This window comes from Nonomuraea indica (assembly GCF_002850745.1).
GTDB classification, from domain to species: Bacteria; Actinomycetota; Actinomycetes; order Streptosporangiales; family Streptosporangiaceae; genus Nonomuraea; species Nonomuraea indica.
This window is the reverse complement of the sequence record NZ_KZ559473.1, coordinates 79,389-91,933: the sequence shown is the minus strand read 5'-3', so window position 1 is coordinate 91,933 and position 12,545 is coordinate 79,389. Positions and strand designations below refer to the sequence as shown.

General features: G+C 74.4%; 10 protein-coding genes. 8 read left to right on the top strand and 2 right to left on the bottom strand.

Annotated elements, in window-relative coordinates:
* Nucleotides 1-33 precede the first annotated feature (33 nt).
* From hutU to hutI, 4 genes are all read left to right on the top strand, one after another.
* Entirely contained in the window at nucleotides 34-1,704 is a 1,671-nt protein-coding gene (hutU, locus tag CXR44_RS21070; protein WP_101787808.1) for a urocanate hydratase, read from the top strand.
* A 239-nt stretch (nucleotides 1,705-1,943) separates the two neighbouring features.
* Nucleotides 1,944-3,146: an allantoate amidohydrolase gene (locus CXR44_RS21065; protein WP_219601947.1), complete on the top strand. Its 1,203-nt coding sequence runs from the start codon at nucleotides 1,944-1,946 to the stop codon at nucleotides 3,144-3,146.
* On the top strand, nucleotides 3,137-4,663 hold the full coding sequence (locus CXR44_RS21060; RefSeq protein ID WP_245899296.1) for a formimidoylglutamate deiminase: 1,527 nt from the start codon (nucleotides 3,137-3,139) through the stop codon (nucleotides 4,661-4,663). The genes CXR44_RS21065 and CXR44_RS21060 overlap by 10 nt, the downstream gene beginning before the upstream one ends.
* Nucleotides 4,660-5,844, top strand: a complete 1,185-nt coding sequence (hutI, locus tag CXR44_RS21055) for an imidazolonepropionase (protein WP_101787806.1) — start codon at nucleotides 4,660-4,662, stop codon at nucleotides 5,842-5,844. Before CXR44_RS21060 ends, hutI begins: the two co-directional genes overlap by 4 nt.
* A gap of 98 nt (nucleotides 5,845-5,942) precedes the next feature.
* Here hutI and CXR44_RS21050 read toward each other — a convergent pair whose 3' ends face one another.
* Together CXR44_RS21050 and CXR44_RS21045 are read right to left on the bottom strand one after the other, a co-directional pair.
* The gene (locus CXR44_RS21050; RefSeq protein WP_144070036.1) at nucleotides 5,943-6,755 is read right to left on the bottom strand and encodes a hypothetical protein; all 813 of its coding nucleotides are present in this window, start codon (nucleotides 6,753-6,755) and stop codon (nucleotides 5,943-5,945) included.
* Nucleotides 6,756-6,877: 122 nt separating this feature from the next.
* The gene (locus CXR44_RS21045; RefSeq protein WP_101787804.1) at nucleotides 6,878-7,900 is read right to left on the bottom strand and encodes a GDP-mannose 4,6-dehydratase; all 1,023 of its coding nucleotides are present in this window, start codon (nucleotides 7,898-7,900) and stop codon (nucleotides 6,878-6,880) included.
* Nucleotides 7,901-8,154: 254 nt separating this feature from the next.
* Between CXR44_RS21045 and CXR44_RS21040 the strand changes: the two genes are divergently transcribed.
* From CXR44_RS21040 to CXR44_RS21025, 4 genes are all read left to right on the top strand, one after another.
* Nucleotides 8,155-9,402: a glycosyltransferase family 4 protein gene (locus CXR44_RS21040; RefSeq protein ID WP_101788041.1), complete on the top strand. Its 1,248-nt coding sequence runs from the start codon at nucleotides 8,155-8,157 to the stop codon at nucleotides 9,400-9,402.
* 96 nt (nucleotides 9,403-9,498) lie between these two features.
* Nucleotides 9,499-10,215 carry a class I SAM-dependent methyltransferase gene (locus CXR44_RS21035; protein WP_180903620.1) on the top strand — a complete coding sequence of 239 codons (717 nt, stop codon included), beginning with the start codon at nucleotides 9,499-9,501 and terminating at the stop codon, nucleotides 10,213-10,215.
* A complete protein-coding gene (locus CXR44_RS21030; protein ID WP_180903619.1) occupies nucleotides 10,212-11,252 on the top strand; it encodes a glycoside hydrolase family 15 protein in 1,041 nt (346 codons plus the stop codon). Before CXR44_RS21035 ends, CXR44_RS21030 begins: the two co-directional genes overlap by 4 nt.
* 147 nt (nucleotides 11,253-11,399) lie before the next feature.
* Nucleotides 11,400-12,359 (top strand): DUF1702 family protein, encoded by a 960-nt coding sequence (locus CXR44_RS21025; protein ID WP_180903618.1) that lies wholly within the window; start codon nucleotides 11,400-11,402, stop codon nucleotides 12,357-12,359.
* The last annotated feature ends 186 nt before the right edge of the window (nucleotides 12,360-12,545 follow it).

Sequence of the window (12,545 nt, the reverse complement as noted above, 5' to 3'; positions counted from 1 at the left end):
GCCACCACCGACACGGCAAGGAGACCAGAAGCGATGAGCGACGACGTCCGGCGGGTGATCCGCTCGCCCCGCGGCACGGAGCTGTCCTGCCAGGGCTGGCAGCAGGAGGCCGCCTACCGGATGCTGCACAACAACCTCGACCCGGAGGTGGCCGAACACCCGGACAAGCTCGTCGTCTACGGCGGCACCGGCAAAGCGGCCCGCGACTGGCCGTCGTTCGACGCCATCGCCCGCACCCTCCAGGGCCTCAAGCAGGACGAGACGCTGCTCGTGCAGTCGGGCCGGCCGGTCGGCGTCATGCGCACCCACGAGTGGGCGCCCCGCGTCCTGCTCGCCAACTCCAACCTGGTGGGCGACTGGGCCACCTGGGAGGAGTTCCGCCGCCTGGAGGCGCTCGGCCTGACCATGTACGGCCAGATGACCGCCGGCTCGTGGATCTACATCGGCACCCAGGGCATCCTGCAGGGCACCTACGAGACGTTCGCCGCGGTGGCCGCCAAGCGGTTCGGCGGCTCGCTGGCCGGCACGATCACGCTCACGGCCGGGCTCGGCGGCATGGGCGGCGCCCAGCCGCTGGCCGTCACCATGAACGACGGCGTCGCCATCTGCGTCGACTGCGACCCGTCCCGCATCTCCCGCCGCATCGAGCACCGCTACCTCGACGTGCAGGCGTCGTCCCTGGACGAGGCGCTGCGGCTGGCCGTCGAGGCCCGCGACGCCCGCCGGCCGCTGTCCATCGGGCTGCTCGGCAACGCCGCCGACGTGCTGCCCCGGCTGCTGGCCATGGACGCCCCCATCGACGTGGTCACCGACCAGACCTCCGCGCACGACCCGCTGTCCTACCTGCCGCTCGGCACGGCGTTCGAGGACATGCGCGACGAGGCGGCCAAGGACCCGGCCGGGTTCACCCAGCGCGCCCGCGAGTCGATGGCCCGCCACGTCGAGGCCATGGTGGGCTTCATGGACCGGGGCGCCGAGGTCTTCGACTACGGCAACTCCATCCGCGGTGAGGCCAAGCTGGCCGGCTACACCAGGGCGTTCGACTTCCCCGGGTTCGTCCCGGCGTACATCCGGCCGCTGTTCTGCGAAGGCAGGGGACCGTTCCGCTGGGCGGCGCTGTCCGGCGACCCGCGCGACATCGCGGCCACCGACCGGGCCATCCTCGACCTGTTCCCGGAGAACGAGTCGCTGGCCCGCTGGATCAGGCTGGCCGGCGAGCGCGTCGCCTTCCAGGGGCTGCCCGCCCGCATCTGCTGGCTCGGCTACGGCGAACGCGACAAGGCCGGCGTCCGGTTCAACGAGATGGTCGCCTCGGGCGAGCTGCGCGCCCCGATCGTCATCGGCCGGGACCACCTCGACTGCGGGTCGGTCGCCTCGCCGTACCGGGAGACCGAGGCGATGCTGGACGGCTCCGACGCCATCGCCGACTGGCCGCTGCTCAACGCCATGGTCAACGTCGCCTCAGGCGCGTCGTGGGTGTCGATCCACCACGGCGGCGGCGTCGGCATCGGCCGGTCCATCCACGCCGGTCAGGTGGCCGTGGCCGACGGCACCGAGCTGGCGGCCCGCAAGCTGGAGCGCGTCCTGACCAACGACCCCGGCATGGGGGTGATCCGGCACGTGGACGCCGGGTACGACCGGGCCGCCGAGGTCGCGGCCGAGCGCGGCGTGCCGATCCCGATGGCGGACGGAACCCCCAGGTGACCGGCCGCACCACCGGCGACCGGCCCTCCTCCGCCCCCGCCGAGAACCACCCCTCCCCGCCCCCGGCGCAGGAGCCACCAGCACCGCCCCGCACGCCGGCGGGACGAGAGCGACCGGCGCCACCACACACCGCAGCGGGACGGGAGCGACCGGCGCCACCACACACCGCAGCGGGACAGAAAGCACCGGCACCGGCACCGATCGGACCGGAGCCACGTGCTGGGCTCGTTTCGTCCGGCCTGAGGGTCCGGTTCGAGCGGATCTGGGCCGGGCTCGCCCGGATCGGCGGCGGCGGGGCCGACGGGTACCGCCGCTTCGCCTGGACTCCGGTCGACCTCGCCCTGCGCGGCTGGTTCGAGGAGGAGGCGGCCCGGCGCGGCCTGACGTACGAACGCGACCGCAACGGCAACCAGTGGGCCTGGTGGGGCACGCCGGGGCCCGGCGCGGTGGTGACCGGCAGCCACCTGGACAGCGTGCCGGGCGGCGGCGCCTTCGACGGGCCGCTCGGCGTGGTGTCGGCGTTCCTCGCCGTGGACGAGCTGCGCGAGCGCGGTGTCACGCCGGCCCGCCCGCTGGCCGTGGTGAACTTCGCCGACGAGGAGGGCGCCCGCTTCGGCGTGGCCTGCGTCGGCAGCCGCCTGCTCACCGGCGTGCTTTCTCCCGCCGACGCCCGGAAGCTGCGCGACGCCGACGGCGTGACCCTGGCCGAGGCGATGCGCGCGGCCGGCGCCGACCCCGACGCGCTGGGCCGCGACGAGGAGGCGCTCTCCCGCATCGGCGCGTTCGTGGAGCTGCACATCGAGCAGGGCCGCGGGCTCGCCGACCTGGACGCCCCCGTCGGCGTGGCGAGCGCCATCTGGCCGCACGGCCGCTGGCGTTGCACCTTCCGCGGCGAGGCCAACCACGCGGGCACCACCCGCCTGGCCGACCGGCACGACCCGATGCTGCCGTTCGCCTCCACCGTGCTCGCCGCCCGGGAGTCGGCCGAACGGCTCGGCGCGCTGGCCACGTTCGGCAGGGTCCGCGTCGATCCCAACGGCACCAACGCCATCCCGTCCAGGGTGGACGCCTGGCTCGACGGGCGCGCCCCCGACGCCGGGACGGTCCGTGCCATGGTGGACGAGATCACCGAGGCGGCACGCGCGGCGGCGGCGGGGCACGGCGTGCGCGTCGAGGTCGTCGCCGAGTCCACCACCCCGGTCGTCCGGTTCGGTGACGAGCTGCGCGACCGGATCGCGGCGGCGCTCGGCGGGGCACCGGCCCTGCCCACCGGGGCGGGGCACGACGCGGGCATCCTGTCGGCGTCGGTGCCGACCGCCATGCTCTTCGTCCGCAACCCCACGGGGGTGAGCCACAGCCCCGCCGAACACGCCGGCGTCGACGACTGCGTCGCCGGTGTGACGGCCCTGGCCACGGTGCTGGAGGAGCTGGCGTGCCGGTGACCCGCTACTACGCCGACCACGCCTGGCTCGGTGGTGACTCCACGGTCGCCGGAGTGATCATCGAGGTCACCGGCGACCGCATCACCGCACTCACCCCCACGACCCCACCCGCCGCCACGTCGGCACCGCCACGGACCGCCGCCGCACCCCCACCCGGCACGACGGCACTGCCTGGGGCAGCCGCGGCATCCCCGCCCGGCACAACGGCACCGCGGGCGGCCGCCGCACTCTCGCCGGGCACGTCGGCACCCCCGACGACCGCCGCCGGACCCCCGCCCGGCACGGTCCACCTGCGTGGCGTGACCCTGCCGGGCCTGGCCAACGCCCATTCGCACGCCTTCCACCGGGCACTGCGCGGGCGCACCCAGCGCGAGCGCGGCACCTTCTGGACGTGGCGCGAGCAGATGTACGCCGTGGCCGCCCGGCTGACCCCGGACGGCTACCACGCCCTGGCCCGCGCGGTCTACGCCGAGATGGCCCTGGCCGGGGTGACCTGCGTGGGTGAGTTCCACTACGTGCACCACGACGCCGGCGGCCGGCCGTACGCCTCCCCCAACGCCATGGGCGAGGCGCTCATCGCCGCCGCCGCGGACGCGGGGGTGCGGATCACCCTGCTCGACACCTGCTACCTGCGCGGCGGGATCGGCGCGCCGCTGGAGGGGCCGCAACTGCGCTTCGGTGACCGCGACGCCGACGCGTGGGCCGCGCGGGCGTCCGCGTTGAAGGGGGGCGAGCACGCCAGGGTCGGAGCCGCCGTCCACTCCGTCCGCGCCGTCCCCGCCGGCCAGCTCGCCACGGTCGCGGACTGGGCGCGCGAGCGGGGCGCGCCGCTGCACTTCCACCTGTCCGAGCAGATCGCCGAGAACGAGGCCTGCCTGGCCGCGTACGGGCGCACCCCGGCGGCGCTGCTGGCCGAGCACGGCGCGCTCGGCCCGCTCTCGTCGGCCGTGCACGCCACCCACCTCACCGAGCAGGACATGGCCCTGCTCGGCGGGTCGCGCACCACCGTGTGCCTGTGCCCCACCACCGAGCGCGACCTCGCCGACGGGATCGGCCCGGCCCGGTCGCTCGCCGACGCGGGCTCCCCGCTCTCGCTCGGCAGCGACAGCAACGCGGTCGTGGACCTGCTGGAGGAGGCGCGTGGCGTCGAGCTGGACGAACGACTCGCCACCCGGCACCGCGGCCACTGGCTCGCGGCCGACCTGCTGCGGGCCGCCACCTCGGACGGCCACGCCTGCCTCGGCTGGCCGGAGGCGGGCCGCCTGGAGGTGGGCGCCCCGGCCGACTTCGTGACCGTCGGGCTCGACTCGGTCCGGACGGCCGGCGCACCCGCGGACGCGCTGCTGGAGTCGGTCGTGTTCGCGGCGACGGCGACGGACGTGAGGGAGGTGGTCGTCGGCGGCCGCCCCATCGTGTCGGACGGCCGCCACCTCCTGGTCGAGGACGTCCCCGCCACCCTCTCGGCGGCCATCGCCTCCCTCACCACCACTCCCGATCCCACCGGAGGACGCTCATGAGCGGAGGCTCCCTCCTCATCGACAACATCGGCTCGCTCGTCACCAACGACCCCGCGCTGGGCCGGGGGATGCTCGGCCTGGTGGAGGACGCGGCGCTCGTCGTCGAGGATGGCGTCGTGACCTGGGCCGGCCCCCGGCAGCGGATCCCCGAGGGGGCCGCGCGGGAGCGGGTGGACGCGGAGGGCAGGGCCGTCATCCCGGGGTTCGTGGACAGCCACGCGCATCTCGTCTTCGCCGGTGACCGCACCCGCGAGTTCGAGGCCCGCATGTCCGGCCGGCCGTACACCGCCGGCGGCATCCGCACCACCGTCGCGGCGACCCGCGCCGCCACGGACGACGAGTTGCGGGCCAACCTCCGGCGGCTCGTCGCCGAGGCGCTCCGCTCGGGCACGACGACCGTCGAGTGCAAGTCGGGCTACGGGCTGACCGTCGAGGACGAGGCCCGCAGCCTGCGCCTGGCCGCCGAGCAGGCCGACGAGGTGACCTACCTCGGCGCCCACGTGGTGCCCCCGGAGTACGCCGGGAAGCCGGACGCCTACGTCGACCTGGTGTGCGGCGAGATGCTGGACGCGTGCGCGCCGCACGCTCGCTGGATCGACGTCTTCTGCGACCGGGGGGCGTTCGACGGCGACCAGACCCGGGCGATCCTGGCGGCCGGGAAGGAGCGCGGGCTCGTCCCGAGGGTGCACGCCGGCCAGCTCGGGCCGGGCCCCGGCGTGGCGATCGCCGTCGAGCTGGGCGCGGCGTCCGCCGACCACGTGACGCACCTCAGCGACGCCGACGTCGAGGCGCTGGCAGCCGGGGAGACGGTGGCGACCCTGTTGCCGGGCGCGGAATTCTCCACCCGCTCGCCGTATCCGGACGCGCGCCGCCTGCTCGACGCGGGCGCGACCGTGGCGCTGGCCGCCGACTGCAACCCCGGCTCCAGCTACACGACGAACATCCCGTTCTGCATCGCCCTGGCGGTCCGGGACATGAACATGACCCCGGCCGAGGCCGTCTGGGCCGCCACGATGGGCGGCGCCCGGGCGCTGCGCCGCACGGACGTGGGCCATCTGGCCCCCGGCGCCCGCGCCGACCTCGTCCTCCTGGACGCCCCCTCCCCCATCCATCTCTCCTACCGTCCGGGCGTCCCGCTGGTCGCCCAGGTCTGGAAGAGCGGCGCCCCGCTGCTTCCTTGACCGCGCGAGGCGGGGCGTGCGCTCCGCCCGGACGTCGCCGAGCGGGACGGCGCTCAGGTGGCCTCCGCCGCGGCGGGCGGCACGGAACGGGACGGCGCTCACCGGTGGCCTCCGCCCCGGCGGGCAGCGCGGATCCTGGACAGGATGCGGGTCGTCTGGGCGGGGCCGGGACGCCAGCCGCGGGCGATGAGGGCGTTGGCCACCTGCTCCAGCAGGGCGGCCGTCCGGCCGGGGATCACGTCCTTGCGGACGGGGATGACGTGCCAGCCGTGCCGTCGCAGCTCCTCACGGCGGGCGCCGTCGTGGCGCTGGTCGGCGGCTGAGGTGTGGTGCTCCTGGCCGTCGTATTCGACGGCCAGGAGGTAGGGCCGCCAGCCCAGGTCGAGATAGGCGGAGCGGTCCGCGCCGAGGGACACGTGGATCTGGGTGGCGGGTCTCGGCAGCCCGCCGTCCATGAGGATGACGCGCAGCCAGCTCTCCCGCGGCGATCTCGCTCCCGGGTCGGCCAGGGCCACCAGGTCGCGCAGGGGCCAGGAGGCCGCCCGGCGCCACAGCGTCTCCAGGTCCACGCCCCGCCGGGCGAACTGGTCGAGCGCGGCAACCGCCTCCAGGCGCGGCAGCCAGCGGGCGCAGTCGAGCGCCGTGCGCTCGGCGGTGGTGACGCGGACGCCCCGGTGCTCGGTGACGTCGGCGGCGGCCGGTGTCGCCGGGTGGGTGACGCAGCCGGGCAGCACCAGGTGGCCGGGCGCGATCAGCTCGACGGGCCAGTCGGTCTCGGGCGTGCCCTGGCTCAGCGTGCGCAGGCCCCACACGTGCGCGGCCGTCTGGCGGCAGACGACGGCCTGCGGCACCGCCCGGGTGACGCGCCGGGCCCGGTCGAGCAGGGTGGCCGGGGAGAGGATCGGGTTCACGGCCACAGGGTGACGCGCCACGACGGCCCGGCGAGCCGCCGAACGGAGTTCTGTGGATGACGGTGGGCGTATCCACAGCGGAGCCGGTCAGATCGGGGCGGGCCGGGGTCCCGGGCGGCGGGTCAGGGCCAGGAGCTGTCCTGGTCGGGGTCGCCTCCGTCGGACAGCAGTCTGATGTCCGACTCGACCATCATCGCCACCAGCTCGTCGAACGACACCGTCGGCTCCCAGCCGAGCTGCATCCGGGCCTTCTTCGGGTCGGCGCAGAGCAGGTCCACCTCGGCCGGCCGGTGCAGCGACTGGTCGGTCACGACGTGGCGCTCCCAGTCGAGCCCCGCCGCGGCGAACGCCGCCTCCACCAGCTCCCTGACCGACTTCATGTGACCGGTGCCGATCACGTAGTCCTCGGGCCGGTCCGCCCGCAGCATGAGATGCATGGCCCGCACGTAGTCGCCGGCGAACCCCCAGTCGCGCCGCGCCTCCAGGTTGCCCAGGCGCAGCTCGTCGGCCAGCCCGAGCTTGATGCGGGCCACGCCGAGCGACACCTTGCGGGTGACGAACTCCGCGCCGCGCCGGGGCGACTCGTGGTTGAACAGGATGCCGGAGACGGCGAACATGCCGTAGGACTCGCGGTAGTTCTGGGTGAGGAAGTGCCCGTACGCCTTGGCCACGCCGTACGGCGAGCGGGGGTGGAAGGCGGTGCTCTCCGTCTGGGGCGTCTCGGTCACCTGGCCGAACATCTCCGACGACGACGCCTGGTAGAAGCGGATCTGGCCGTTGGGCGTGCCGCCCCGCGACACACCCGAGCAGACCCGGATGGCCTCCAGCATGCGCAGCACGCCCATGCCGGTGACCTCGGCGGTCAGCTCGGCCTGCTCCCACGACATCGGCACGAAGGAGATGGCGCCGAGGTTGTAGACCTCGTCGGGCTGCACCCGTTCGACGGCCGAGATGAGCGAGCCCTGGTCGAGCAGGTCGCCGCGCACCACCCGGACGTCCGCCAGCAGCTTGCGCATGCGTGACACGCGTGGGTTGGCCTGCCCGCGCGCCAGTCCCCACACCTCGTAGCCTTGCGCGAGGAGGTGTTCGGCAAGATAGGAACCGTCCTGGCCGGTGATGCCGGTGATCAACGCGCGCCTGGCCAACGGGGTCCTCCATCTCGCTACCGCGTCCGCTGGGAGGGAATGTACAGCCCTGCCTCCCGGTCCAGCACCACGACCACCTAGAACTCGTTCTACCGAATCACGCTCGGTCACGCCAACGTCGCAGTTGGCACGGCCTGCGGCAGAGGTGAGGAACAATTCTCGGCAATCTACCGGATGGTAGCCTTTCGCATTAAGGTCATCTTTCACGGTACACGCCCGTCTCATGGGCCTACCGGGCGGAGAAAGGGGTGTCCGTGGGCGACCCAGACAACACCTTGCGGATCGCGCTGCTGTCGTACCGCAGCAAGCCGACCTGCGGAGGGCAGGGCGTCTACCTTCGCCATCTGAGCCGGGAACTGGTGGCGCTGGGCCACCACGTCGAGGTGTTCTCCGGCCCGCCGTACCCGGAGCTCGACGAGGGCGTGATCCTCAACGAGGTGCCGAGCCTCGACCTCTACCGCGACGAGGACCCGTTCCGGACCCCGAAGCTGAGCGAGTACCGCGACTGGATCGACCTCCTCGAGGTCGGCACCATGTGGACGGCCGGCTTCCCCGAGCCGTTGACGTTCACCCTGCGCGCCTACCGCGAGCTGAAGAAGCGCGTCGGCGACTTCGACGTCGTCCAGGACAACCAGACCCTCGGCTACGGCCTGCTCGGCATCCAGAGGCTGTTCCCCGTGGTCGGCACCATCCACCACCCGATCAGCGTGGACCGCCGCATCGAGCTGGAGGCGGCCACGGGCGCCAAGAAGCTCACCATGCGCCGCTGGTACGGCTTCGTGAAGATGCAGGCCAAGGTCGCGCCCCGGCTCAGCCCCATCCTCACGGTCAGCGAGTCGTCGCTGGCCGACATCCACCGCGACTTCAACGTGCCGCAGGCCAACATGCGGCTGATCCCGCTCGGCGTGGACACGCGCTACTTCCACCCCCGGCCGGACAAGCCGCACCGCAAGGGCTCGATCGTGGCCGTGGCCAGCGCCGACTCGCCGATGAAGGGCGTCGCCACGCTGCTGCGGGCCGTGGCCAAACTGGCCACCGAGCGCGACGTGCACCTCACCGTCGTGAGCAAGCCCACCGCGGGCGGCCCGACCGAGCAGCTCGTCCAGGAGCTGTCGCTGGGCGAGCGGGTGCGTTTCGTGCACGGCATCTCCGACGACGAGCTGGGCGAGCTCATCGCCACCTCCGAGATCTCCGTGGTGCCGTCGCTGTACGAGGGCTTCTCGCTGCCGGCCGTCGAGCACATGGCGTGCGCCACCCCGCTGGTCGCCAGCCGGACGGGCGCCCTGCCTGAGGTCGTCGGCGACGCGGCCGTCCAGGTCACGCCCGGCGACCCGGAGGAGCTGGCCGCGGTGCTGCGCCGGCTGCACGACTCGCCCGAGGAGCGCGAGCGGGTCGGCAGAGCGGGCTACGACCGGGTGATGGAACGCTTCACCTGGCGCGTGGTGGCCCAGCGCACCGTCGAGGCGTACCGCGAGGCCATCGCCGCCCGGCGCGGCCGCTAGCCCCGCGGAGCACCCCCGCGGGGCGAACCCCGCCGAGAGAACATCAGCGGAAATACCGGAGAACACCCCCGCCCGACCCCCAAGGAGACCGATCAAGTGCTGACGGTGGACTTCGCCCGGCTGCCCGTCGGACCCGGCGTGCGCGTGCTCGACCTGGGCTGCGGCGGCGGCCGGCACGCCTTCGAGGTGCTGCGCCGCGGCGCGGACGTGGTCGCCTTCGACATGGACCAGGGCGAGCTGGACGGTGTGGCCGCCATGTTCGCCGCGATGGACAAGGCCGGCGAGGTCCCGGACGGCGCGACCGGCGAGACCGTGCAGGGCACGGCGCTGGACATGCCGTTCGAGGACGGCTCCTTCGACCGGGTGATCGCGGCCGAGGTGCTGGAGCACATCCCCGACGACATGTCCGCGATGCGGGAGATCTTCCGGGTGCTCAAGCCCGGCGGCACCGCCGCGGTCACGGTGCCCAGCTTCCTGCCGGAACGCATCTGCTGGGCGCTCGACGAGGACTACCACACCGCGCCGGGCGGGCACGTGCGGATCTACACGCTGGCCGAGCTGTCGGCCAAGCTCAAGGCGACCGGCTTCGTGATCGGGCCGCACCACCACGCCCACGGCCTGCACGCCCCGTACTGGTGGATCAAGTGCGCCGTCGGGGTCAACAACGACGACCACCCGCTCGCCAAGGCCTACCACGAGCTGCTCGTCTGGGACATCATGAAGCGCCCCGCCGCCACCCGCGTGGCCGAAGCGCTGCTCAACCCGCTCATCGGCAAGAGCGTGGTGCTGTACGTCAGGAAGCCCGCGGCGTGATCGGCCGCGAGGAGGTCGTCCGTACGGCCTTGAGCATCGCGGCGATCCAGCAGGACGACGGCGGCGTGCCGTGGCCCGAGGGGCACGTCGACGCCTGGAACCACATCGAGTGCCTGATGGCGATGACCGTGGCCGGGCTGGCCGAGCCGGTGCGGCGCGGCTACGCCTGGCTGGCCCGGCACCAGCGTGAGGACGGCTCCTGGCCGATGAAGGTGGCCGGCGGCGTCGCCCTCGAACGGGGCGGCGAGTCCAACCACGCCGCCTACGTCGCGGCCGGGCTGTGGCACCACCACCTCGTCACCGGCGACCACGACACCACCGAACGGCACTGGCCGATGGTGAAGGCGGCCCTCGACTACGTAGTCGGGCTGCAGACCGGACGCGGCGAGATCGTCTGGGAGCGCGACGCGCGGGGCAGGCCGGCGGCGTACGCGCTGCTGACCGGCTGCTCGTCGATCCACCAGGGGCTGCGGTGCGGTGTGCTGCTGGCCGAGCACCTGGGAGATCCACAGCCGCACTGGGAGCTGGCCGCCGACCGCCTGGCGCACGTGCTGGCGGCCCATCCCGACGCGTTCGCCGACAAGAGCCGCTTCTCGATGGACTGGTACTACCCGGTGCTCGGCGGCGCCGTGCGCGGGGCGCAGGCGGTCGAGCTGCTGGAGCGGGAGTGGGCGACGTTCGTCGTGCCGGGGCTCGGCATCCGGTGCGTGTCGGACCAGCCGTGGGTGACCGGGGCGGAGACGTGCGAGCTGGTGCTGGCGCTCGACGCGCTCGGCGACCGCGAGCGCGCGGCGCGGCTGTTCGCCGACGTGCAGCACCTGCGGCACGAGGACGGCTCCTACTGGACGGGCTGGCAGTTCGCCAACCGCAGGCACTTCCCGCACGAGCGGTCCGGCTACACGGCCGCCGCCGTCGTGCTGGCCGCCGACGCGCTGCAGGGCCTTTCGGGAGGCTCGGGGCTGTTCCGCGACGTCTCCGCCGCGTCGGTCCCGCCCTCCGACCCCGGCCTGTGCGGCTGCACCCCGGCCCGCGCCTGAGCCCTCGCGCGCAAGCGGTTTTGCGGCTTCTTTGCCGGGGAGGGCGGAGCGGCTCCGCCGCGCCCGTGCGACCGCTCACTAGCTTCGAGGATGGCCGTACGGGGCGTCTTCGGGGGAAGCGTGGGCGACACGGGCACATCAGCGTACATGGACCGGATGCGCGGGCCGGGCCGACCGGCTCGCGGGTGGCGCCGGCTGCTGGCGCGGGATCCGGGCCAGGCCGATCTGGCGCGACGCAGGTTCCGTCTCGGGTCCGGCCCGGCGCAGGCGGCCATCGAGGCCGCCGAACGCGCGTACGTGTCCGGCTTCAACGCCGCGCTCGCCGGTGAGCCCGGCACGATCGAGGCACTGCCGCCGGACCGCCGGCCGTTCGCCTACGAGGGCGCCGGGGCCGCGTGCACGGTGCTCGACCTGCTCACCCTGGCGCGGGGGCGCCGCCTGCGCGACCTGCTGGACGGCCCCGCCGGCCGCCACTCCCACGCCGTCCACCTCGGCGCGGGACGCGGGTACGCGCTGCTGCGGCTGCGCCCGCTGCGGGGTGCGAGCCGGGCCCACCCGCTGCTGCGCTGGCTGGCCGTGGACGGCTACGGGTTCCAGCGCGGCCTCGACGGGACCGACCGGATGGTGGGCGAGCGAACCATGCCCGACCTGCTGACCCGGGCCCACTGCGCGACCTTCGACCAGGGCCTGGGCCGGCTGCTGTGGTATCACGACGGCGCCGCCCCCGACGGCGTGGCCGCCGCGATCGCCGGCTATCCGGCGGGGCGGCGGGCCGACCTGTGGAGCGGGGTGGGCTTCGCCGCCACGCACATCGGCGGAGCGGAGCCGGCGGAGCTGGCGCGGCTGGCGGAGCACGCGGGCGCCGACGGTTTCCGGGCCCACCTGGCCCAGGGATGCGCGTTCGCCGCCGCCGCCCGCGCCCAGGCCGGGTCGCTGCCCGGGCACGTGGCACGGGCCGCGCCGGTGCTGGCCGGGGCCGCCGCCGACGAGGCGGCCTCCTGGGCGGACCGGGCGCTGCTGGCGCTCGGGCACGACCCGCGCACGCACGACGACTTCCGCGCCTGGCAGGCGGACACCCGGCGGTCCTGGTCCCGCCGCCGCCGCTGACCGACCGGCCACCCCACCGACCAACCGGCCGACCGACCACCCCGACCACCCACCCACCGACCGACCGGCCACTCCGCCGACCGACCGGCCGACCGACGACCCCAACCACCCACCCACCCACCGACCGACCGGCTCTCCAACCACCCGCCGACCGGCCGGTCCCCCACGACCACCCGCCGACCGGCC